The following is a 22037-nucleotide window of genomic DNA, read 5'->3' as shown; positions in this document are numbered from 1 at the left end:
GTGGCACCGGGGTCAGTTCCCGACCCCGTAGCGCGCGACCCATTCCTGTGCGATGCGGGTCATCCAGCTGGGATGCGGTTCCGGCAGCACGGTGCCCAGGTCCTGCGGCGACAGGGTTGCGGGGCCGAGGTCCAGGTCCTGAAACGCCGTTTGGTACTGTGCCGGGAGCGCGGTGACGTCGAGCACGGTGCCATAGCCGAGCACTGCGGGATCCTGCGCCCGTAGCTGTGCCTCGGGCGAGAGGAGAAAGTCAGCCACCACCATGGCTGCGGCCTTGGCCCCGGAATTATATGGGATCGCGACAAAGGAGGCATTGCCGATGGTGCCCTTGTCCAGCACGAACGTGCGCACGCTTTCAGGCAGCTGGTAGTTGGCGATCGCCGTGCTGGCCTCTCCGGGGCTGAAGGAAATCGCCAGGTCAATTTCATCGTCGCTGATCAGTTGCAATTGCCGCGGGCCGCTTTGCGGGTAGGCCCGCCCGTTGCGCCACAGCAGCGGCGTCAGATCGTCGAGATACTCCCACAGGGGGGCCGATACCTCGACATAGGTTTCCTCGGATACCGGCGCTGCAAGGGCCGCACTGTCGGCGGTCAGGTCCACCAGCGCCTGTTTCAGAAAGGTGGTGCCCAGAAAGTCCGGCGGTTGCGGATAGGTGAAGCGGCCGGGATGTGACCGGGCCCAGTCCAGCAGCGCGTTCATGGACCCCAACCGATCCGGCAGATCGTCGGTGTCATGCATGAACACTACCTGAGCCATGGCCCAGGGGGACTCGTAGCCTTCGGTAGGGACCGTGAAGTCATGGCGCAGGGTCTTGGTCGCCGTGTCGGCATATTGCCAGTTCGGCAGCGCCTCGGCGAAGGGTCCAAACAGCAGGTCTGCGCTCTTCATGGCGGCGAAATTGGCGCCGTTTATCCAGATCAGATCCACAGCTCCCTGCGTGTCCTGACCGGCGGATTTTTCGGTCAGCACCCGCGTCACGGCGTCGGCTGTGTTCTCCAGCTTCACATGGGTCAGGGTTATGTCGTGGTCCGCCGTCAGGCGGGCGCCGACCCAGGTGATGAAGTCATTGGTCGCCGTCGATCCGCCCCAGGCATGCCAGTGGACGGTCTGTCCCCGGGCCTCGGTCAGAACCGCGTTCCAGTCCGCAGGGTCAGGATCCGCCCAGGCTGCGAAGGGCAACACTGCAATAACAAGCGACAACATCCGTTTCATGACCATTTCCTCGGTAATCAGGTTCTGCGTGGCATCCCGGTCAAGAGATGCCCTCGGTTCGTGACTGTCCGTCACAGATTGCCGATCCGCAGCGCAAGGTCCACGTCCCTGACGAAAACGTGACAGATAGTGCGGGGGCTGTCATGAGCTGGATTTGGCCGGTATGGCGCAGACAGCAGTCGCAGGCAGCATAGATGAGCCTGTCCGCTTTTGCGGGCGCGGCGTCCCTCAGTGGATCAGATGAGCGTGATCCAGATGATCTGGCCTGCTTGTTCGGGTCATGCACATCCGGAACGGCCCGAACAACACCCGGCCGCAACCGCGCAGGCACTGAACCATGGAGTGCGCCGCACCGCATCGGCGTCATTGTCTCCAGAGCGCCATTGGATCCCTGGTGCGTCCGACGCAACTGAGATGACTGAGCGCCGGGGCTTTGCTCACGGATGAGGCAGCGCGACCGACCTTCCAAGTGCAACCGGCAAAGATGGGTTTGTGGAGTTGAATCAGCCAATTAGAGGCTTCACGGAGCCGCCTCTATGGGGTCGCGGGGCGGCCCGGGGCTCGACGTTGTTTTAATGCTATAACTTTTAACCTTGAAATTTATTGGCGCGCGGCCGAAGCTTCTGCGGAGGACAATCGTATGGGGATGACGTATCAATGCGTATTGCATGTCTGGGGGGAGGCCCGGCCGGTCTGTATTTCGCAATTTCGATGAAGTTGCGCGATCCCGGTCACGAGATCACCGTTTTTGAACGTAACAAATCAGATGATACCTTCGGCTGGGGGGTGGTCCTGTCCGATGAAACGCTCGACAATCTGGCCCGAAACGATGCCAAAAGCGCCGAGACGATCCGCGCCCATTTTGCCTATTGGGATGATGTCGCGCTGCATTTCAAGGGCGACCGGCAGATCTCGTCGGGACATGGGTTTTGTGGCATCGGGCGCAAACAGCTGCTCTTGCTGCTGCAGGAACGGGCGCGGGAGCTGGGGGTCGATCTGCGGTTCGAAACCGAGGTTCAGAGCGCCGAGGACTACCGGCAGGACTACGATCTTGTGGTCGCCAGTGACGGGCTGAATTCCCGCACGCGCCTGCTCTATGCTGATACGTTCAAGCCGGATATCGACACACGTCTGTGCAACTTTGTCTGGTTGGGGACGCAGCAGACCTTCAAGGATGCCTTCACCTTCATCTTTGAAGAGACAGAACACGGGTGGGTCTGGGCTCATGCCTATCAGTTCGACGAAGACACGGCGACCTTCATCGTAGAGTGCTCGCAGCAGACCTTTGATGCATTTGGCTTTGCCGATATGACGCAGCAGGACAGCATTGCCGTTTGCGAAGAGATTTTCAAAGAGCACCTGGGCGGCCATCCCTTGTTGACCAATGCGGGTCATATCCGGGGCTCTGCATGGATCAGATTTCCGCGCGTGTTGTGCGAAAAATGGAGCCATGAGAACGTCGTGCTGATGGGGGATGCGGCGGCGACGGCGCATTTCTCCATCGGGTCGGGCTCGAAGTTGGCGCTCGAATCTGCAATCGCGCTTGCCGATTTGCTGCACAGCAAGCCGGATCTCGAAACGGCCTTTGCGGAATATGAGGCACAGCGCCGGCTGGAAGTGCTGCGCCTGCAATCGGCGGCCCGCAACTCGATGGAGTGGTTCGAGCGGGTGGAGCGGTATCTCGATCTGGACCCGGTGCAGCTGAATTACTCAATGCTGACCCGCAGCCAGCGCATCAGCCACGAAAACCTGCGCGCGCGCGACAAGACCTGGCTGGAAGGGGCCGAGCGTTGGTTCATGGATCAAAGCGGCGCTGCGGCGGATGCGCCGCTGCGGGCGCCGATGTTCGCGCCCTACAGGCTGCGCGGGATGGACCTGAAGAACCGCATCGTTGTTTCCCCGATGGCGCAATACAAGGCCGAGCGCGGATGCCCCACGGATTGGCATCTGGTGCACTACGGAGAGCGTGCCAAAGGGGGGGCAGGGCTGGTCTATACCGAAATGACCTGCGTCTCGGCGGAGGGGCGGATCACGCCGGGCTGTCCCGGCCTCTATGCCCCCGCGCACGAAGCTGCCTGGAGGCGGGTGACGGATTTCGTGCATGATCAGACCGGGGCAAAGATCTGTTGCCAGATCGGGCATTCGGGTCGCAAGGGCTCCACCCAGGTCGGCTGGGACGAGATGGATGCCCCTTTGCCCGAGGGCAATTGGGATCTGGTCAGTGCTTCGGCTCTCCCGTGGTCGCAACACAATGCCACGCCGCGTGAAATGACCCGCTCCGAGATGGACACCGTGCGGGACCAGTTCGCAGCGGCGGCGCAGATGGCGGACCGCGCGGGCTTTGACATGATCGAGCTGCATGCCGCCCATGGCTATCTGATCTCCTCTTTTCTGTCGCCGCTCTCGAACCAGCGTGCAGACGCCTATGGCGGCAGCCTGGAAAACCGGCTGCGCTATCCGATCGAGGTCTTTGCCGCGATGCGGGCTGTGTGGCCGGACGCCAAGCCGATGGCGGTGCGGATCTCGGCGACGGACTGGATGGGCGCGGAAGGTGTCACCCCGGATGATGCGGTCGAGATCGCGCGGGCCTTCTGGCAGGCCGGAGCGGATTTGATCGATGTTTCCGCAGGTCAGACCTCGACAGAGGCGAAACCGGTCTATGGCCGCATGTTTCAGACCCCGTTTTCGGATCAGATCCGCAATGAAGCCGATATTTGCACCATGGCCGTGGGCAACATCTACGAGGCCGATCACGCCAATTCGATCCTGATGGCGGGACGTGCGGATCTGGTCGCTGTCGGTCGCCCGCATTTGGCCGATCCCTATTGGACCCTGAGGGAGGCCAGCAAAATCGGTGATCGCGCGGCTCCTGACTGGCCTCAACCCTATGAGGCGGGCCGCGATCAGGCCTGGCGTTTGGCGGATCGAGAGACGGAGGTCCTGCGGGCATGACCGGACGACACATCATAATCAGCGGCGGCGGGACCGGGGTTGGCGCAGCCTGTGCGCAGCTGTTTGCGGCCGCAGGCGAGAAGGTGACGATCCTGGGGCGGACAGAGGCGACACTGGCCGAGCAGGGCCTTCCCTTCGAGGTTTGCGATGTGACTGATGCCGCGAGTCTGGGCAGGGCGGTCGCGCGGGCCAGGGCGGCGCGCGGCCCGGTGTCTGTGGCGCTGGCCAACGCGGGCGCGGCGCAGAGCGTCCCCTTCGCCAGAATGGATGCCGGACTGCTGAACGACATGATGGCGGTGAACCTGACTGGCGTGGTGAATTTGTGGCAGGCCGCCTTGCCGGACATGAAAGCGGCGGGGACGGGCCGGATGATCGCAATCGCCTCCACCGCGGGGTTGAAAGGCTACCCCTATGTCTCGGCCTATTGCGCGGCGAAACACGCGGTGGTCGGCTTGACGCGGGCGCTGGCAAAGGAGTTGGCGCGCACGGGAATTACCGTGAATGCGATCTGTCCCGGTTTTGTCGAGACCCCCATGCTGGCGCGCAGCATCGACACTATCATGGAAAAAACCGGGATGAGCGCCGATGAGGCGGCCGACGCGCTGAAGGCGGACAACCCGCAAGGCCGCTTCGTGGAGCCAGGTGAGGTCGCCGATGCCGCCGTCTGGCTGGCCAGTGATGCGGCACGTTCGGTGAATGGCCACACGCTGGCGCTGACGGGGGGCGAAATATGACCCGCCCGATACCGGAGGTCACGGCCCCCGAGGTCCCCTCCAAAGCCCGCCTGCGCCTGTGGCTGAAGCTGTTGAAAACCTCCGGCGGCATAGAGGCCGAAGTGCGCCGCCGTTTGCGGGATCGGCACAGCACCACCCTGCCGCGTTTTGATGTCATGTCGGCTTTGTCCCGTAATCCCAATGGTTTGAAGATGAGTCAGCTTTCGCAATTCCTGCGCGTTTCCAACGGCAATGTCACCGGTATCGTGGACAGGTTGACGGGGGACGGGCTGGCTCTTCGGGTGGCGGTGCCCGGCGATCGCCGCGCTCAGGTGGCGCGGCTGACCCCTGCGGGTGAGGCCGAGTTTGCCCGCCTGGCCGCAGAACATGAGGCCTGGATAGACGAGATGATGGCCGGCCTCGCGATGGATGAAATCAACGAGATGAGCGCATTGTTGGAGCAGATCCAACCTGTGGCGCGCGAAGAGGAGCAGTCATGACGTCTGCCAGTACGACCCATTTCAAATGTGAGATAGAGGGCGGCATCGCCAGGATTTCTCTGGACCGGCCAGAGCGCAAAAATCCACTGACCTTCGAGAGCTACGCCGAGCTGCGCGATTGGTTTCGCGCGCTGCCCTATACAGATGAGGTGCATGCGGTGGTGATCCTGCCCAACGGTGGCAATTTTTCCTCGGGCGGGGACGTGCATGATATCATTGGCCCGCTCACCCGCATGAGCATGAAGGAACTCCTTGCCTTCACCCGGATGACCGGCGATCTGGTGAAGGCAATGATCAACTGCGGCAAGCCGGTGATCTCGGCGGTGGACGGCATCTGTGCGGGGGCCGGCGCGATCATCGCCATGGCCAGCGACCTGCGGCTTGCAGGTCCTGACGCCAAGGTCGCGTTCTTGTTCAACCGCGTCGGGCTTGCGGGCTGCGATATGGGGGCCTGCGCCATGCTGCCGCGGATCGTTGGCCAGGGCCGGGCGGCGGAGCTGCTGTATCTGGGGCGCTCTCTGGGGGCGGAAGAGGGCGAGCGCTGGGGCTTTTTCAACCGTCTGGTCGAAGCCGAAGCTCTGGAGGCGGAGGCAATGGCGATGGCTGAGCGCATCGTCGCAGGCCCGACATTTGCCAATATGATGACCAAGACCATGCTGGCGCAGGAGTGGTCGATGGGACTGGAACAGGCGATCGAGGCCGAGGCGCAGGCGCAGGCAATCTGCATGCAGGGACATGATTTCCGCCGCGCCTATGAGGCCTTCGTGAGCAAAGAAAAACCAGTGTTTCAGGGCGACTGAGCGGCGAAGATCGCAGGCGCCGGGATCACAGGCAAGACTGATAAAACGACAGCAACAGGGAATACAACGTGGCGGACCGGAGTTTCTTGAATTGGCCCTTCCTGAACGACAGCCACCGCACCTGGGCGGCAGATGTCGAGGAGGTGGCGGCGCGTTTGCGCATCGATCACGGCGATACCGATCAGGCCTGCCGCGCGCTGGTCGCGGATCTGGGGCGTGCGGGCATTTTGCAGGTGACGGCCAACGAGGACGGTCAGGCTCTGGATGTGCGCAAGCTTTGTCTGGCTCGCGAGATCCTCGCGCGTCACGATGGGCTGGCTGATTTTGTCTTTGCGATGCAGGGGCTCGGTACTGGTGCCATCACCATGTTCGGCACACCGGAGCAGCGCCGGACATGGTTGCCGAAAACCCGCAGCGGCACCGCGATTGCGGCCTTCGCCCTGACCGAGCCTCAGTCAGGGTCGGATGTGGCCAACTCGACGATGACGGCAGTGCGGGACGGGGGCGACTATGTCCTCAACGGCGAGAAGACCTGGATCTCCAATGGCGGGATTGCGGATGTCTACACTGTCTTTGCCCGTACCGGCGAGGCGCCGGGGGCCAAGGGATTGTCGGCGTTTGTCGTCACTCCGGATGTGGCTGGGTTTGAGGTCGTGGAGCGCCTCGACACCATCGCGCCGCACCCGTTGGCCACCCTGCGGTTCACCGAATGCCGGATACCGGCGAGCGCGATGATCGGTGCTCCGGGGCAGGGGTTTCGGATCGCCATGTCGGTGCTGGATGTGTTCCGCTCGACGGTTGCGGCGGCGGCGCTGGGATTTGCCCGCCGCGCCTTGGATGAGGCGCTGACCCGCGTGGACAACCGCCATGTGCAGGGCGCGCCATTGTTCGATCTGCAGATGGTGCAGGGTCATATCGCGGATATGGCGCTGGACGTCGATGCCGCGGCCCTTCTTGTTTATCGCGCCGCCTGGGCCAAGGATAATGGCGCGCCGCGCGTCACCCGCGAGGCCGCGATGGCAAAGCTGTTTTCGACCGAGGCCGCGCAGCAGGTCATCGATCGGGCGGTGCAGTTGTTTGGCGGCGAAGGGGTTCGCTCCGGCGCGAAGGTCGAACAGCTCTACCGCGAGATCCGGGCCTTGCGGATCTATGAAGGGGCCAGTGACGTGCAGCGCGTGGTGATCGCGCGTCAGGCGATGACCGCTCACAAAGGAGAGATGTGATGCTCGGACCGACCGCACATACCGACAGTTTCACCCGCGACGCTCTGCCGCCAGCGGAGCAGTGGCCGGAATTCCGGTTGGATGGGTTTGACTATCCCGACCATCTGAACGCCGGTGTCGAGCTGACCGATGCGATGGTCACCAAAGGCTTCGGTGACCATATTGCCCTGATCGGCAACGGTCGGCAACGGACGTACAAGGAGCTGGCAGACTGGACCAACCGCCTTGCTCATGCGCTGGTTTCCGATCTCGGAGTGAAGCCCGGCAACCGTGTCCTCATCCGGTCGGCGAATAATCCGGCGATGGTGGCCTGTTGGCTGGCCGCAACCAAGGCGGGGGCGGTTGTGGTCAATACCATGCCGATGCTGCGGGCTGCCGAGTTGGGGAAATACGTCGAGACCGCGCAGATCCAATTTGCCCTTTGCGATACACGTCTGATGGATGAAATGGCCGCCTGCGCGGAGCAGTGCGACAGTCTGGAGCGGGTCGTCGGCTTTGACGGGACCTCCAATCATGACGCCGAGCTGGACCGTCTGGCGTTGGAAAAACCGGTCAGCTTTGACGCGGTGAAGACCGGGCGCGATGACGTGGCGCTGTTGGGCTTCACCTCCGGCTCTACCGGCGCGCCCAAGGCGACCATGCATTTCCACCGTGATCTTCTGATTATCGCCGATGGCTATGCCCGCGAGGTGCTGCAGGTTGCGCCACAGGACATTTTTGTTGGTTCCCCGCCACTTGCCTTCACCTTCGGGCTTGGCGGCCTGGCAATTTTCCCGCTACGGTTCGGGGCAACCGCGACGCTTTTGGAACAGGCAACTCCGCCCAAAATGATCGAAATCATCGAGAAATACCGTGCGACCGTCTGCTTCACCGCGCCGACCGCCTATCGGGTGATGTTGGCCGCGATGGAAGAGGGCGCCGATCTGAGTTCGCTGCGGGCGGCGGTTTCAGCGGGCGAAACGCTGCCAAAACCGGTCTATGAGGAGTGGATGGCGAAAACCGGCAAGCCGATGCTCGACGGGATCGGCGCCACCGAGATGCTGCATATCTTCATTTCCAACCGCTTTGACGATCATCGACCGGCCTGTACCGGCAAACCGGTGCGGGGCTACGACGCAAAGGTGGTGGATGATGCAGGGCGCGATGTGCCGGATGGGACAGTCGGCCGCCTTGCGGTGCGAGGCCCCACGGGCTGCCGCTATCTGAACGACAGCCGGCAATCGGGCTATGTGGCGGACGGCTGGAATATTACCGGCGACAGCTTTGTCCGGGACGCGGATGGCTATTTCCATTTCGCGGCGCGGAATGACGATATGATCGTCTCTGCCGGCTATAATATCGCGGGGCCGGAGGTGGAGGCCGCCTTGCTCAGCCACGAGGCCGTCGCCGAATGTGCCGTCATTGGCGCGCCGGATCCGGAACGGGGCCACATCGTGCAGGCGCATGTGGTTCTCACTGCGGGATATGACAGGGGGCCTGACCTTGCCAAGGTGCTGCAAGATCACGTCAAGGCGACGATCGCCCCCTATAAATACCCCCGCGACATCGTTTTCGCAGAGAGTTTACCCAAAACCCAGACTGGAAAAATCCAGCGTTTCAGACTTCGATGACACTCATCGAACACCAACAGACAGACCACAAAACACAGGGAGTGTTGACTATGAAGACGCTAATTATGGCCACAGCGGCTGCGGCTCTTGCGGCGGGCAGTGCCGTTGCAGATGTCAAAGTGGGGATGATCACCACCCTTTCGGGCGGCGGCGCAAGTCTCGGGATTGATACCCGCGACGGCTTCATGCTGGCCATCGAGGCCGCAGGTCGCGACGACATCGAAGTGGTGATCGAGGATGACCAGCGCAAGCCCGACATCGCGGTGCAGCTTGCGGACAAGATGATCCAGTCCGAGAAAGTCGATGTACTCACCGGGATCGTCTGGTCGAACCTCGCCATGGCCGTGGTGCCTGCGGCCACTGCGCAGGGGCTGTTCTACCTGTCCACCAATGCCGCACCGGCGCAATTGGCAGGCAAGGGCTGCAACTCCAATTATTTCGCGATCTCCTACCAGAACGACAACCTGCATGAGGGGGCCGGCGCCTATGCCGCCAAGGAAGGGTTCAAGAACACCTTCATCATGGCGCCCAACTATCCGGCCGGCCACGACAGCCTCAATGGGTTCAAACGCTACTACGAGGGGGATCTGGCGGGCGAAGTCTTCACCAAGCTTGGCCAGACCGATTATGCCGCCGAGATTGCGCAGATCCGTGCCTCGGGCGCGGACAGCGTGTTTTTCTTCCTGCCTGGCGGCATGGGGATTTCCTTCCTGAAGCAATACGCCGACAGCGGTGTCGATCTGCCGGTCGTCGGCCCGGCGTTCAGCTTCGATCAGGGTATCCTGCAGGCGGTGGGAGAGGCCGCGCTTGGCGTGAAGAACTCCTCCACCTGGTCCAAGGATCTGGACAATGCGGCCAACGCGGCCTTCGTGGCCGATTTCCAGCAAAAATATGACCGCCTGCCATCGATCTACGCGGCGCAGGGCTTTGATACCGCAAACCTGTTATTGTCGGCCATGGACAAGGCTGACGTCAACGACGATGCGGCCTTTGCCGAGGCGCTGAAATCGGCGGATTTTGCGTCTGTGCGTGGTGCATTCTCCTTTGCGGCGAACAATCACCCGGTTCAGAACGTCTATGTGCGTGAAGTCATCAAGGAAGGTGACATCTACACCAACAAGATCGTCGGAACCGCTCTTGAGAGCCACGCAAACGCCTATGTGGACGAATGCAAGATGTAAGCGAGACGCCCCCGGATCGAGACCTGCGTCCCGGTCCGGGGACATCACGAAAGAAGACATAAATGTCCACGATACTTATTATCGAGCAGGTGCTGAACGGATTGCAATCCGGCGTCATGCTGTTCCTGATGGCTGCCGGCCTGACGCTGATTTTCGGGGTCATGGGGCTGATCAACCTCGCACATGGCTCTCTTTATATGGTGGGGGCCTTTGCGGCGGCAGCCGTGGCGGGGTTGACGGGATCCTTCGTGCTGGCGTTGATCGCGGCGCTGGCGGCGGCGGCGCTGGCGGGGGCGGTGATCGAAACGCTGGTGATCCGCAGGCTCTATGACAGCGACCATCTCGACCAGGTGCTGGCAACCTTCGCACTGATCCTGATATTTTCCGAAGGCACGCGCTGGGTCTTTGGCTCGTTTCCCCTGTTCCTCGACATTCCCGATGCGCTCTCCGGGCCGGTGACGCTGCCCGGTGGCATCGAATATCCTTTGTACCGCTTGGCCCTGATTGTCGCAGGTCTGCTGGTCGGGATCGGTCTGTGGGTTCTGATTGAACGGACGCGGGTCGGCATTCAGATCCGCGCCGGTGAGAATGACCGCGAGATGATCGCGGCGCTGGGCGTGGATATTTCGAAACTCTATACACTTGTCTTTGCCCTTGGGGCCGCACTTGCAGGCCTCGCCGGAGCCCTGGTGGGGGCGATCCAGTCGGTGCAGGTGGGCATGGGCGAGCCGGTTCTGATCCTCGCTTTCGTGGTGATCGTGATCGGGGGGATCGGTTCGATCAAAGGAGCCTTTATCGGGGCGTTGCTGGTTGGTCTCACCGATACGCTGGTCGGGATCTTCCTGCCGGAGGTCCTGAAGCTCTTTATGGAGGCGGCGCCTGCGACCTCGACGGGGTCGGCGATTGCCTCCATGTCGATCTACATCCTGATGAGCCTCGTGCTGATCTGGCGCCCTTCGGGGCTGTTCGGAGCACGGGCATGACGCGGGAAACCATATTCAACGCAGTGCTGCTGCTGGGCCTCATTGCGGTGCCGACGTGGGCGCTGATCATGGACCAGCCGTTTACAATCACCCTTGCGACCCGTGCGGTGATCCTTGCGCTGGCAGCTGCCGGTCTGAATATCGCGCTGGGGATCGGCGGCCTGGTCAGCCTTGGCCACGCGGTGTTCTTCGGGATCGGCGGCTATGCCATGGGCATCCTTGCCCATCACGCACAGAGCTATACCGCGATGATGCAATGGCCCTTTGTGATCGAGGGGACCAAATTCATGCCGGTGATCTGGTTGGTGGCATGCCTGGTGGCGGGGCTGATTGCCTGGGTGATCGGGATCCTCTCCCTGCGCACCACCGGGGCGTATTTCATCATGATCACCTTGGCGTTCGGACAGATGTTTTACTACTTTGCCGTCTCCTGGAGCGCCTACGGAGGCGAGGATGGCATGTCGATCTATGTCCGCAACGACTTTCCCGGTCTCAACACGTTGGCACCGATCCAGTTCTATGGCCTGTGCCTGACTCTCCTCGTGATCGTGCTGATCTTCACCGCGCGCCTGCGAAAATCGCCCTTTGGTCTCGCTTTGAACGCAGCCCGGCAGGTTCCTGCGCGCCTTGATGCGGTGGGGCTCAACCCGGTGCGGCTGAAGCTGGTGGCGTTTGTGATCTCTGGCGTGATTACCGGGCTGGCGGGGGCGCTGTTTGCCGATCTCAACCGGTTTGTCAGCCCGACGATGTTCAGCTGGCAATTCTCGGGCGAGATCATGGTGCTGGTCATCCTGGGCGGTGTGGGGCGGTTGTTTGGCCCGGTTGCCGGGGCGGTGACCTTTGTGGCGCTCGAACATTTCCTCGGCGGGCTGACCGAGTTCTGGCATATCTTCCTTGGGATGATCCTGTTGGCGGTTGTTCTGTTCGCCCGGGGAGGGATCACCGGGCTGGTGGCAGGCAAGGAGGCAAGCCATGACTGACATCGTGCTCCAGACCCGCGGGATCAGCAAAAGCTTTGGTGCCCTGAAGGCCAGCAATGACATTTCGATCGATCTGCGCGCCGGAGAGATCCACGCCATCATCGGTCCGAACGGTGCCGGAAAATCCACGTTGATCGCCCAAATCTGCGGATCCCTGCAGCCCGATGCCGGTCAGGTGGAGCTGATGGGGCGGGATGTGACCGCGCTCAGCACCGATCAGCGCGCGCGCGCCGGGCTCGGGCGAACCTTCCAGATCTCGGCCCTGGCGATGGAGGATAGTGTTTTGCAGAACGCTCTTCTCGGCGCCTTGGGCGCCAGCGGCCGGCCCTGGCGGTTCTGGGCGGCGGTTCTTGGCGACCGGGCGTTGCGGAGCCGGGCCGAAGAGGCTCTGGCGCGGGTGGGCCTCGGTGCATTTGGATCCAAACGCTGCGCCGACCTCAGTCACGGGCAGCGCCGCCAGCTGGAGGTGGCGGTTGCACTGACCCTGCGCCCCTGCGCCTTTGTGATGGATGAACCGATGGCGGGCCTCGGGGCGGCAGGATCGAAAGAGATGACCACCTTTCTCGACGGTCTGCGGCAAGAGGCTCCGATCCTGCTGGTCGAACACGATATGGATGCGGTGTTCGCATTGGCGGACCGGATCAGCGTGCTGGTGTATGGCGAGGTGATTGCGACCGGTACGGTCGATCAGATCCGTGCGGATGCACGTGTGCGCGAAGCCTATCTGGGGGAAACCGTATGAACCTGTTGCAGATCAAAGACCTGACAGCGTCATATGGTGTCAGCCAGGCTCTGTTCGGCGTTGACCTTGATATTGCCACCGGAGAGGTGGTGGCCCTGATGGGGCGCAACGGGATGGGAAAATCCACCACGGTCAAGGCGATCTGCCGGATGATCTCTGCGAGGGGGACGTTGTCCTTTGACGGTCGGGACCTTCACCAGTTGCCCAGCTACAAGGCCGCGCGCCTTGGTCTGGGGCTGGTGCCGGAGGGGCGGCGCTGCTTTCGGGATCTGACGGTGGCAGAGAACCTGCTGGCGACCAGTCGCCAAGGTCCGTGGGACATGAAGGCCGTCTGTGCGCTGTTCCCGCGCCTGGGCGAACGGCAGGGGCAGCGCGCCGCGTCGCTTTCGGGAGGAGAACAGCAGATGCTGGCCATCGGTCGTGCGTTGATGACCAATCCGCGACTTCTGATCCTTGACGAGGCGACCGAGGGCCTTGCTCCGATCATCCGGCAGGAAATCTGGGCCGCCATCACCCGATTGAAACGGGACACCGACATGGCCATTCTTCTGATCGACAAGACCGTCTCGGAATTGGTGCAAGTGTGTGACCGGGCGGTGGTGCTGGAGCGGGGCAGGACCGTCTGGAGCGGTGCCATGACGGCGCTGACCCCGGATGTCAGCGAGCGCTACGTGGGAGTTTGACTGATGTTTTCGATGCCACAAAAAGTGCTGTTCAAACATTGCGACCCGGCGGGGATCGTCTTTTATCCCCGTTACTTCGAGATGATGAACGATTGCGTTGAAGCGTGGTTCTCTGATGCGTTGGAATGGCCATTAGAGGAAATTCACTACACTGGCGGCGTGCCGACCGCCAATATCGAAACGCGGTTCGCCGCTCCCAGCCATCACGGCGATCAGCTGACGCTTCATCTCAGGGTGACAAAGCTGGGCCGGACCTCTTTGACCTACGAGATGACCGCGACCTGCGAGGCTGCGCTGCGTTTCAAAACCGAAGCCACGCTGGTCTATGTGGATACCGACGGCCGCCCAACGCCATGGCCGGCTCCTGTCAGGATCAAAATACAATACGAAATGAAAGGGCAAACATGACCCACAAGACCATTCATCCCGAGGGCTGGGCTGCGGCCAAGGGCTATGCAAATGGCATGCTGACGCCCGGCGGTGTGCTGCATATCGGTGGCCAGATCGGCTGGGACGAAAACAAGACCTTCGTCTCCGATGATTTCATCGGCCAGATGCGGCAGGCATTGAAAAACATTGTAGCCATCGTCGAGGCCGCGGGGGGAGAGGCCTCGGACGTTGCGCGGCTGACGTGGTTTGTGACCGACAAACAGGACTATCTGGCACGTCAGGCCGAAGTGGGCGCCGTTTACCGCGAGGTGTTTGGCAAGCATTTCCCAGCAATGTCGATGCTGATTGTCGCAGGGCTTGTCGAAGATCGCGCCTTGCTGGAGATTGAGGCGACCGCGCACATCGCCTGAGACAGCCACTGTCGCCGCCAGGACACAAAAAAGGCCCCCGCACTGGGGGCCTTCGTTGGTTTCAAGCTGCCTGCAGATCAAAGAGTGAGAATGGCATTGCCGATCAATCCGCCGCCCTCAACCGCTTCATGCGCCGCAACCACGTCATCCATCGTGAATTGGGCGTCAATGCGCGGAGCCAGTTGGCCCGAGGTCAGCAGGGCGGTAATGTCGGCGATTGCTTCGGCCTTTGCGGCATCACTCATCGAGTAGACAAAGACCGGCTGGAGCTGAATGTTGCGAAACGCCAAGGGGTAGAACGGCAAGGCAGGTGTCAGGTTCGACGCCGAAGCATAGGCGCCAACAGAACCGTTCATCTTCAGGATTTGCGGGTAGCTCTCCATATGTGCGGCGATATCGACGTCCACCACATGGTCAATGCCGCCGCGACCGACCAGATCCAGGATCTGATCCGCAACCGGTGCGGTTTTGTAATTGAGGACGTCATCGGCACCGGCGTCCCGCGCGACGGCGGCCTTGGCCTCACTGCTGACGGTGGCAATCACCCGCGCGCCCTTGGCCTTGGCAATCTGAATGGCGCTGTGGCCGACCGCTCCGGCGCCGCCGGTAATCAGGATGGTCGCGCCGGCGACCGGCCCGGCCCACATCAGCGCCCGATGGGCCGTCATGGCAGGCACACCGAGGCAGGCACCGGCCTCAAAGCGCGCAGGCTCCGGCAGCTCTATCGCCAGATGGGCGGGAACGACGGCATATTCTGCCGCGGTACCCAGCGGGCCCTGACCGAGGCCGTCAACCGACCGGTTGACATTATAGAGCCAGACGCGCTGACCGATGCGGGCAGGACCCACCCCCTCTCCGACGGCCTCGATCACCCCGGCACCATCGTTGTGAATGAGCACCTCATCCGCGATCATCGGCCCCTGCGCCCCGGAACGCAGCTTCACGTCGGAGGGGTTGACGCCGGACGCGCGCATGGCGACCAGCACTTCACCGGCGGCGGGGGCCGGTGTCGGTACATCTTTCACGATCAGCGTCTCGGGAGCGGTGCCGCGCGCCGTATTGAATATCGCTTTCATGCTTTCTCCTGTCGTTTGGAGGGTTTCCCCGTTGCGCGCATGAGCCCCTAATTTATCTCCGAACGCAAGTGGGCGCTGGCGGGTCGGAGAGCGATCCTGCGGCAGCACGCGTTAACCATTATGACGAAAGCCTGGCACGAATTAGCTATTGCGCAAGAAAAGCTAATTAGCGTCGCCTCGTTGCGGTTAAAGAATTAGGTCCGGGAGGCTCATAGATGCGGCTGGGACAAACACTGGCATTATTTGCGTTGATCCTTGCTATTCTGACTGGGATCTCTTTTCTAGGCTATCGCTACCTGACGCTCGCGGGCGAGTATCGGGCGCGCACTATGGTGCATTTTACCACCACAAACGAAGTCCTTGCTATCCTGGCCGAGAACCCGGTTGTTCGGCCCGCGACCGCCGCGAAACTGAGCAGCCTGATCCACAATGCCGACGTTCAGGTGCATTGGTGTATTGAAAATCTCTCCAGAGTGGAGCGACGGATGATGGTGGCGATTGGCGCCGCCGGTGCTCTGGATCTATGCGAACAGGCCATTCACGAAACCCATAGAAGCCTGAATATTCTGGCGCCACTTCTTCGGCAGGACGCAGTGCAGGGCATCGGCGACGACAGCCCGTTTGCACGGAACCTGGCGCTTGCGCAGTCTGTGAGCCGCTTGCAGGATCTCGGTCGCGACGTCCACCCGCATCTGAACATACTGGAGGCGCGTTTGATCCGCCTCGTCCAGATCGGCACTGCGACTGCGAGTCTTTGCCTTGCGGTGGTTTTTGTCTTTCTGTCAAAGCAGTTGCTTCACGCGTGGCGAAATCAGGCAGATCAGACGCTGCAACTCAAACGAATGTCCCAGCGGGCTGCTGCGGCCATGAAGGCCGCGAACGACGGGTTTGCGATTTTTGATGAGAATGGCCGTCTGGTGACCTGCAACGCACGCTACCGTGCCCTGAGCCACAGCCGACCCGAACAAGTCAGGCCGGGGATGACTGTGGAGCAGCTCCTGATCAGCGCGGTAGAAGCCGGGCACTATGCGCTCAATGGTCAGGCTGGCAAAGACTATGTCGCCGAGTATTCGGATCGGGTGGCGGAGCACAATTACCGGGTCGAAACGCAGCTGGAATTGTCTGGTGATCGCCATATCATCTCGCGGGTGAATGAAACCGATTTCGGTGACAAGGTGGTGACGCGGTCCGATATTACCTCGCTGGTCCGGGCGGAACGGGATCAGCGTCTTACAGCAGAGGCTCTTCAGGAAGCAAAGGATCGTGTCGAGCTGCAATCGTTGCGCGATCCCCTGACGCAGCTGCCGAACCGGCGCCACCTGGACCGGGAATTGACCCGGCGGCTCAATACCGAGATGGTCACATTGGTCCGGATCGACCTCGACCGGTTCAAAAAGATCAACGATATCTTGGGGCATGAGGCGGGGGATTTCGTGCTGTGTCATGTCGCCGATGTTCTGCGTGATCACACCAAGGAGGGCGATCTTCCGGCCCGTGTGGGGGGCGATGAATTTGTCGTATTATGTCAGTCGGGAACGACCCTCCGCGATGGCGAAGTACTGGCTCACAGAATTCTGAAGGCCGTTCTGGAACCGATTGCCTGGGGCAACAAAAGGTGCAACTTCGGCGCCAGCTTTGGCGTCGCAAGCGGCGAGCCGGGTGTTGCGGATGCCAGTGAATTGCTCAGCAATGCGGACGCAGCGCTCTACCGTGCCAAGGCCTCCGGACGCGCTGCTGTCGAAGTTTTCACCTCGGAGATGCGCGAAGAGGCCCTGGCAGAACGTGCGCTTGCCGATCGCTTGCCACATGCGCTCGACGCGGGTGAAATTGTTCCCTACTATCATACGCAACACCACGCAGAGGGGGGAGCACTCGCCGGAGTTGAAGTTCTGGCGCGGTGGAAACATCCTGAATTGGGGGTTCTGCTACCGGTGAAATTTCTGGGCATTGCCAAGCAGTTGGGGCTTGAGGCTGAGCTCGACGGTCACATTTTTGAAACGGCAGTGCAGCAAATGAACGCGCTAAGCGCGCAGGCGATCACCGTCCCCCGTGTGGCGTTCAATGTGAGTGCGCCGCGGATCATGGAGCCGGGATTCCTGGAAACGGTCCGGGCCCGTATTCCAAGGAACCGCGATCGCTTTGCCTTTGAAATTCTGGAGTCCATCTCTTGCGAGGAAGAGGGGGAAGCGCTGATCTTCTGTATCGATGCTCTGAAGGATATGGGCTTCCGGATTGACGTGGACGACTTCGGCTCCGGTCATGCCTCGATCAACGCCGTTTTGAACATTCAACCGGATGCGATCAAGATCGACCGGAACATCATCTTTCCTTTGGGGCAAAGCGACCGGGCCGAACGGATGGTCGCCTCGGTCGTGGATCTCGCGCATACTCTGGATGTTAAAATTATCGCAGAAGGCGTCGATACGCTCGGTAAAGCGGAGCTTTTACAGAGGTTTGGATGCGACGTCCTGCAAGGGTTTTACTTTTCGGAGCCCTGCAGTTTTGAGGCGCTGCGGGCGAGATTGATGGAAGCAGGTGTGGATCGAAGTGCGGTTTGATCCGGTGTGGCAATGCGCCGAAGGGTGGCGCATCTGATGCAGGCAAAGCATGCCGTCCTCTTCCTCAATGTGTCAGATGTCAGGATGCGACGGCTGTAACGGGGCCAGAATCTCCGCTGGTAATGGCGAGCCACTGGCCAAGATTGACCCACCGTGCGTCAGGAACTGTGCTAGGTCGTTCATGTGAACAGTTCCACCAGCCTCTTCGACAAGCAGTATCCCGGCCATAGCGTCCCAGGGGTTTAAGTGCCCTTCGAAATAGAAATCGGCCCAACCCGCAGCAACAGCTAGCAAGCCGAAACAGGCCGCGCCCTGACGTCGATAGTCATAGCCTGCCTTGAGGAGGCCGCCTATCGCGTCGAGATGATCCTGCAAGTCCAACCGTGCAGAATGCCCCAGAATTGCAAGCCGACTGTCGGTCTCAGTTCCTCGCGTCAGGTGCATTCTCTGGCCATCGATAAAGGCCCCTTCACCTCGCGCGCACCAGGCGATCCGATCAAGGTCCGGCAGGGCAATGACGCCAAAGACGATCTCCGCCTCACGCACGCACGCTATCGAGACGCCCCATTCCGGCAAGCCGTGCAGGTAATTCGTGGTGCCATCAATGGGATCGACAACCCAAGTGAACCGGCCGTCGGCCACCTGGCCACCTTCCTCGCCCAGAAATCCGTCATCCGGAAATTCGGCCAGAATACGGTCGCGCAGCATCGCCTCCACCGCCTGATCCGCCAGAGTGACAAAATCCTGTGTGCCTTTGACCGACACGAAACCGGTCTCCTGTTCGGCCCGCATGGAACGGGCGAGCTGCCCGGCCTGTTGCGCGAGAGTGCGCGCAAGGGCCAGTCGGGACGGAGAATTGGTCATATCGGTGAATACCTGGTTGTGCCGCGCCACACCGGCGAGATCGGGATCGTCGCCACCTCGAAGGTGCGGTCGGGGTCTTCGATTCTGGCCTGCATCAGGTCGACCGCCAGCATGGCCGCTGCCGCCGCGTCCTGGCGGATGGTGGACAGGTTGTTGCCGAGCCAACCGGCCTGTTCGATGTCGTCATAGCCGAGGATCTGCAGGTCCTGCGGTACCTGCCAGTTGTATCTCACCCGCATCCCGTCGAGGAAACCAAGCGCGAGGAGGTCGGTGGTACAAAACACCGCATCAACAGGGGTGTTCTGCGCCATGAACAGCTCCGCCGCTTCGAGCCCATCGATGTAGTTCTGCCGCTGCGGCTCGATCACGGTCACGGGCAGATGGGCGGCGCGGCAACACTCGGCAAAGACCCGGGCTCGCCCGGAAACGGTGTAGGTTTTCTCCTGCGGTTCCAGCACCGCAAAGCTCTGTCCGCCTGCCTGCCGCAACATGTCAAAGGCCAGCCGTCCCGAGGCCGTGATGTCCAGCTGGACGCGGTCTGCTTCTGCATCGTGCACATCCCGATTGACCAGCACAACCGGAACCGACAGCCGTTTGCATTCGTCGATGATGTCGGCGGGAGGGGAGTCCGAGGTCACCAGCATGCCTGCGACGTTGTAGTTCAGCAGCCGGTCGATCAGACCGGTCAGGGCGGCATCACCCTCAGCGACGATCAAGAGTGGGCAATATCCCTTTGCCAGCAGCTCCCGTGCGGCGACCTTGACCTGCAACGCCCGATATGGGGTGTCGAGGCGTGAGGCCACCAGCCCGACGAGGCCCGAATTCTGGTTGTGCAATCCCCGTGCCAGATAGTTGACCCGATAGCCAAGCTCCTGCGCGGCCTTGATGACGCGTTCGCGGGTTTCTTCAGAAACCCGGCCGGTGCCGGAGAGCGCGCGCGACACGGCGGACCGGTGCACGTTGGCCATGCGCGCGACATCAAAGGATGTGGGTTTTTTCTTCCGGGTCACGGTCGCACTCCCGCCTGCATGTGATCGCGGAACAGGAAGGGAAAATGCAGGTTCACCAGGTCGGGCGCGGCGGCGAGGATCAGGTCAAAGACCTCCGTGTCCCGCCCCATATAGGCCACCATCGGGCGGACCCCTGCGGCGCGGCACTGCGGGAATTCGGAGAAGTCCTCGGTATGGGTGTATTCGATGATTGCAGGCGACAGGGTGGTCAGTGCGGTCTTCAGGTCAGGAAAGTCCTGACGGCGGATCATGATCCGTGCTTCGGGCGCGGCTTTGCGCAGGGCGTCCAGTCGGGCGAAGTCAAATGCCCAGAAAAAGCAGCGATGCATTGCGTCCCGGTTCCGCACGGCCGCAATGACCGCAGCAGGATCCGCAGATTTCAGTTCAATATAGAATTGTCCGTCATAGGCCCTTGCAATGTCAAGAAAATCGGCAAATCCGGGCACTTTTTCACCGCTGAAATGGCGGGAGTACCAGCTGCCCGCGTCAAGCCGGGCACAGGCACCGGATGTTGCCCAGTTCACGGCCCCGCAGCCGTCGGTGGTGCGGTCGAATGTGGGGTCATGTATCACTGCCAGAGCGCCGTCGGACAAGGACTGGATGTCCAGCTCCACCACGTCAAATCCGGCTGCAAAGGCACAGATCGCGGCCTCGGCGGTGTTTTCAGGCGCAAATTCCGTTGCGCCCCGGTGGCAAACGATCTCCAGCGGGGCAAGCGCGCCTGCGCGGAACGGGTGCACCAGTTCCGGCCGGTCAGAGCAAATGCCCAGCACAGGCAGGTGCCGCAAATCGGCCATGCGCAGGGGGTCTTCCTCGTGCCACAGAACGATGCTCTGGCCGCAGGCCTCGGCGCGGGCGAAGAAATCCGGCGTCAGCTGATCCTGTGGTCGGTCCAGATGTTCCCAGCACAGGTGGATGATATCGGCCCCCTCTGCATGGTGAAACGGGTCAACACCCAAGGGTACCAGCGCAGCCCGGGGGTAGGGGCAGTCAACGGTGGCCAGCGCCGCCACCGCACTGGGATCAAATGTGCCCAATATAGCCCGCTCGATGCCATGCGCGATCAGCGCTTTCATGACCGCGATTGCGGCAGCCTGATCCTTGATGTCGGCATAGATCCCGGTCTGCCGGGCCACCGCAAGCGCCAGAATGCTGGCAAGGGGCACCACCGATACGCCGAGGTCCTGTGCTGCTTGCGAGAGTTCATCGGCGGTCAGCTCGGCGACGGCGCGCCCGTCGGGCAGGGTGGCGTCATGGCAGGCGATCAATGTGCCACATGCGGCACGGCGTATATCGACTTCCCAAAAATCCGCGCCGAGACGAGCAGCCGTCTCATAGGCCTCAAGCGACCCCTCCGGCGCATAGGCCGAGGCACCGCGATGGGCGATCGAATAGGGGCGATCCGGCTTCATCCAATCGGTCATACGCGCGCTCCATTCTGATCAAACCGCAGCAGCTGGTCATGGGCAATGCCCCAATCAACCGGTGTTCCGGCTCTGATACCAGATCCCGCGGGTTGAATGGAGCGCAGGATCTCGCCGGAGGGGAGCCGCACATCGAACAGATCTTCGCGCCCCTGGGTCTCAACAAAGGTGACCTGACCGCTGACGCCCCCGCCGAACTGGGGTCCGAAGGCTTCGGGACGAATGCCGTAGCGGGCCACGCCGGGGGCCTCCAACCCAAGGCCGTCGCCGGACAGAAAGGAGATCGGCGGATTGCCAAGAAAACCTGCAACGAACTGATTTTCCGGCGCAACATACATCGCCGTCGGCGTGTCATATTGCACGATGCGCCCGCCGTTCATCAGGGCGATGCGATCGCACATCGACATCGCCTCCACCTGATCGTGGGTCACCAGAATTGCGGTCAGGCCGGTTTCCTGCTGAAGACGCCGGATCTCGGATCGCATTTCAAGGCGCAGTTTGGCGTCAAGGTTGGCAAGGGGTTCATCCAGAAGCAGGAAGTCCGGTTGGCGCACCAGCGCCCGCGCCAGCGCCACACGCTGCTGTTGCCCACCGGAGAGCTGAGCCGGGCGGCGCTCCAGCAATGCTTCGATATGGACCAGCGCGGCGTATTTCTGGACCAGCTTCTCCCGGTCGATGCGGTTCATTTTCTGAACCTTCAAGGGAAACGCAATGTTCTCTGCTACT

At 61.6% G+C, this 22037-nt stretch carries 20 protein-coding genes; 14 read left to right on the top strand and 6 right to left on the bottom strand.

The features are described 5' to 3' along the window. Window positions 1-12: 12 nt before the first annotated feature. Window positions 13-1212 carry an ABC transporter substrate-binding protein gene (locus tag FGE21_RS14795; RefSeq protein ID WP_139664145.1) on the bottom strand — a complete coding sequence of 400 codons (1200 nt, stop codon included), beginning with the start codon at window positions 1210-1212 and terminating at the stop codon, window positions 13-15. A 657-nt stretch (window positions 1213-1869) separates the two neighbouring features. On the opposite strand from FGE21_RS14795, the gene FGE21_RS14790 reads away from it, so the two are divergent. The 13 genes from FGE21_RS14790 (at window position 1870) to FGE21_RS14730 (ending at window position 14379) form a co-directional block, all read left to right on the top strand. After that, complete coding sequence (locus tag FGE21_RS14790) at window positions 1870-4164, top strand: bifunctional salicylyl-CoA 5-hydroxylase/oxidoreductase (RefSeq protein WP_139664143.1); 2295 nt, start codon at window positions 1870-1872, stop codon at window positions 4162-4164. Next, window positions 4161-4898: an SDR family NAD(P)-dependent oxidoreductase gene (locus FGE21_RS14785; RefSeq protein ID WP_139664141.1), complete on the top strand. Its 738-nt coding sequence runs from the start codon at window positions 4161-4163 to the stop codon at window positions 4896-4898. Before FGE21_RS14790 ends, FGE21_RS14785 begins: the two co-directional genes overlap by 4 nt. Further along, a complete protein-coding gene (locus FGE21_RS14780) occupies window positions 4895-5377 on the top strand; it encodes a MarR family winged helix-turn-helix transcriptional regulator (protein WP_139664139.1) in 483 nt (160 codons plus the stop codon). The genes FGE21_RS14785 and FGE21_RS14780 overlap by 4 nt, the downstream gene beginning before the upstream one ends. Next, window positions 5374-6177 carry an enoyl-CoA hydratase family protein gene (locus FGE21_RS14775; RefSeq protein WP_139664137.1) on the top strand — a complete coding sequence of 268 codons (804 nt, stop codon included), beginning with the start codon at window positions 5374-5376 and terminating at the stop codon, window positions 6175-6177. The genes FGE21_RS14780 and FGE21_RS14775 overlap by 4 nt, the downstream gene beginning before the upstream one ends. Before the next feature lie 68 nt (window positions 6178-6245). Continuing rightward, window positions 6246-7400 (top strand): acyl-CoA dehydrogenase family protein, encoded by a 1155-nt coding sequence (locus FGE21_RS14770; RefSeq protein ID WP_139664135.1) that lies wholly within the window; start codon window positions 6246-6248, stop codon window positions 7398-7400. After that, entirely contained in the window at window positions 7400-9010 is a 1611-nt protein-coding gene (locus FGE21_RS14765; RefSeq protein WP_139664133.1) for an AMP-binding protein, read from the top strand. The genes FGE21_RS14770 and FGE21_RS14765 overlap by 1 nt, the downstream gene beginning before the upstream one ends. Before the next feature lie 50 nt (window positions 9011-9060). Beyond that, on the top strand, window positions 9061-10191 hold the full coding sequence (locus FGE21_RS14760; RefSeq protein WP_139664131.1) for a penicillin-binding protein activator: 1131 nt from the start codon (window positions 9061-9063) through the stop codon (window positions 10189-10191). A gap of 62 nt (window positions 10192-10253) precedes the next feature. Continuing rightward, window positions 10254-11174, top strand: a complete 921-nt coding sequence (locus FGE21_RS14755) for a branched-chain amino acid ABC transporter permease (RefSeq protein ID WP_139664130.1) — start codon at window positions 10254-10256, stop codon at window positions 11172-11174. Beyond that, window positions 11171-12154, top strand: a complete 984-nt coding sequence (locus FGE21_RS14750; RefSeq protein WP_139664128.1) for a branched-chain amino acid ABC transporter permease — start codon at window positions 11171-11173, stop codon at window positions 12152-12154. Before FGE21_RS14755 ends, FGE21_RS14750 begins: the two co-directional genes overlap by 4 nt. Further along, window positions 12147-12896 carry an ABC transporter ATP-binding protein gene (locus tag FGE21_RS14745; RefSeq protein WP_139664126.1) on the top strand — a complete coding sequence of 250 codons (750 nt, stop codon included), beginning with the start codon at window positions 12147-12149 and terminating at the stop codon, window positions 12894-12896. Before FGE21_RS14750 ends, FGE21_RS14745 begins: the two co-directional genes overlap by 8 nt. After that, entirely contained in the window at window positions 12893-13579 is a 687-nt protein-coding gene (locus FGE21_RS14740) for an ABC transporter ATP-binding protein (RefSeq protein ID WP_139664124.1), read from the top strand. The genes FGE21_RS14745 and FGE21_RS14740 overlap by 4 nt, the downstream gene beginning before the upstream one ends. A gap of 3 nt (window positions 13580-13582) precedes the next feature. Next, window positions 13583-13987 carry a thioesterase family protein gene (locus FGE21_RS14735; protein ID WP_139664122.1) on the top strand — a complete coding sequence of 135 codons (405 nt, stop codon included), beginning with the start codon at window positions 13583-13585 and terminating at the stop codon, window positions 13985-13987. Beyond that, window positions 13984-14379 carry a RidA family protein gene (locus FGE21_RS14730; protein WP_139664120.1) on the top strand — a complete coding sequence of 132 codons (396 nt, stop codon included), beginning with the start codon at window positions 13984-13986 and terminating at the stop codon, window positions 14377-14379. The genes FGE21_RS14735 and FGE21_RS14730 overlap by 4 nt, the downstream gene beginning before the upstream one ends. Window positions 14380-14456: 77 nt before the next feature. On the opposite strand, the gene FGE21_RS14725 is transcribed toward FGE21_RS14730, so the two are convergent. Next, the gene (locus FGE21_RS14725; RefSeq protein WP_139664118.1) at window positions 14457-15455 is read right to left on the bottom strand and encodes an NADPH:quinone reductase; all 999 of its coding nucleotides are present in this window, start codon (window positions 15453-15455) and stop codon (window positions 14457-14459) included. A gap of 215 nt (window positions 15456-15670) precedes the next feature. Between FGE21_RS14725 and FGE21_RS14720 the strand changes: the two genes are divergently transcribed. Next, window positions 15671-18013 (top strand): bifunctional diguanylate cyclase/phosphodiesterase, encoded by a 2343-nt coding sequence (locus tag FGE21_RS14720; protein ID WP_139664117.1) that lies wholly within the window; start codon window positions 15671-15673, stop codon window positions 18011-18013. Between the two features lie 72 nt (window positions 18014-18085). Here the strand turns inward: FGE21_RS14720 and FGE21_RS14715 are convergent, their stop codons facing one another. From FGE21_RS14715 to FGE21_RS14700, 4 genes are all read right to left on the bottom strand, one after another. Next, a complete protein-coding gene (locus FGE21_RS14715) occupies window positions 18086-18877 on the bottom strand; it encodes an inositol monophosphatase (RefSeq protein ID WP_139664115.1) in 792 nt (263 codons plus the stop codon). Next, the gene (locus FGE21_RS14710; protein ID WP_139664114.1) at window positions 18874-19887 is read right to left on the bottom strand and encodes a LacI family DNA-binding transcriptional regulator; all 1014 of its coding nucleotides are present in this window, start codon (window positions 19885-19887) and stop codon (window positions 18874-18876) included. Before FGE21_RS14710 ends, FGE21_RS14715 begins: the two co-directional genes overlap by 4 nt. Continuing rightward, window positions 19884-21311: a glycerophosphodiester phosphodiesterase family protein gene (locus FGE21_RS14705; protein WP_139664112.1), complete on the bottom strand. Its 1428-nt coding sequence runs from the start codon at window positions 21309-21311 to the stop codon at window positions 19884-19886. The genes FGE21_RS14710 and FGE21_RS14705 overlap by 4 nt, the downstream gene beginning before the upstream one ends. Continuing rightward, window positions 21308-22037 (bottom strand): ABC transporter ATP-binding protein (locus FGE21_RS14700; protein WP_139664110.1); only part of this gene is annotated, 730 nt, incomplete at its 5' end. The genes FGE21_RS14700 and FGE21_RS14705, both read right to left, overlap by 4 nt.

Source organism: Phaeobacter sp. B1627, from assembly GCF_006265095.1.
Lineage (GTDB): Bacteria > Pseudomonadota > Alphaproteobacteria > Rhodobacterales > Rhodobacteraceae > Epibacterium.
The sequence above is the reverse complement of the archived record's forward strand: the minus strand, read 5'-3'. Positions and strand labels throughout refer to the sequence as shown.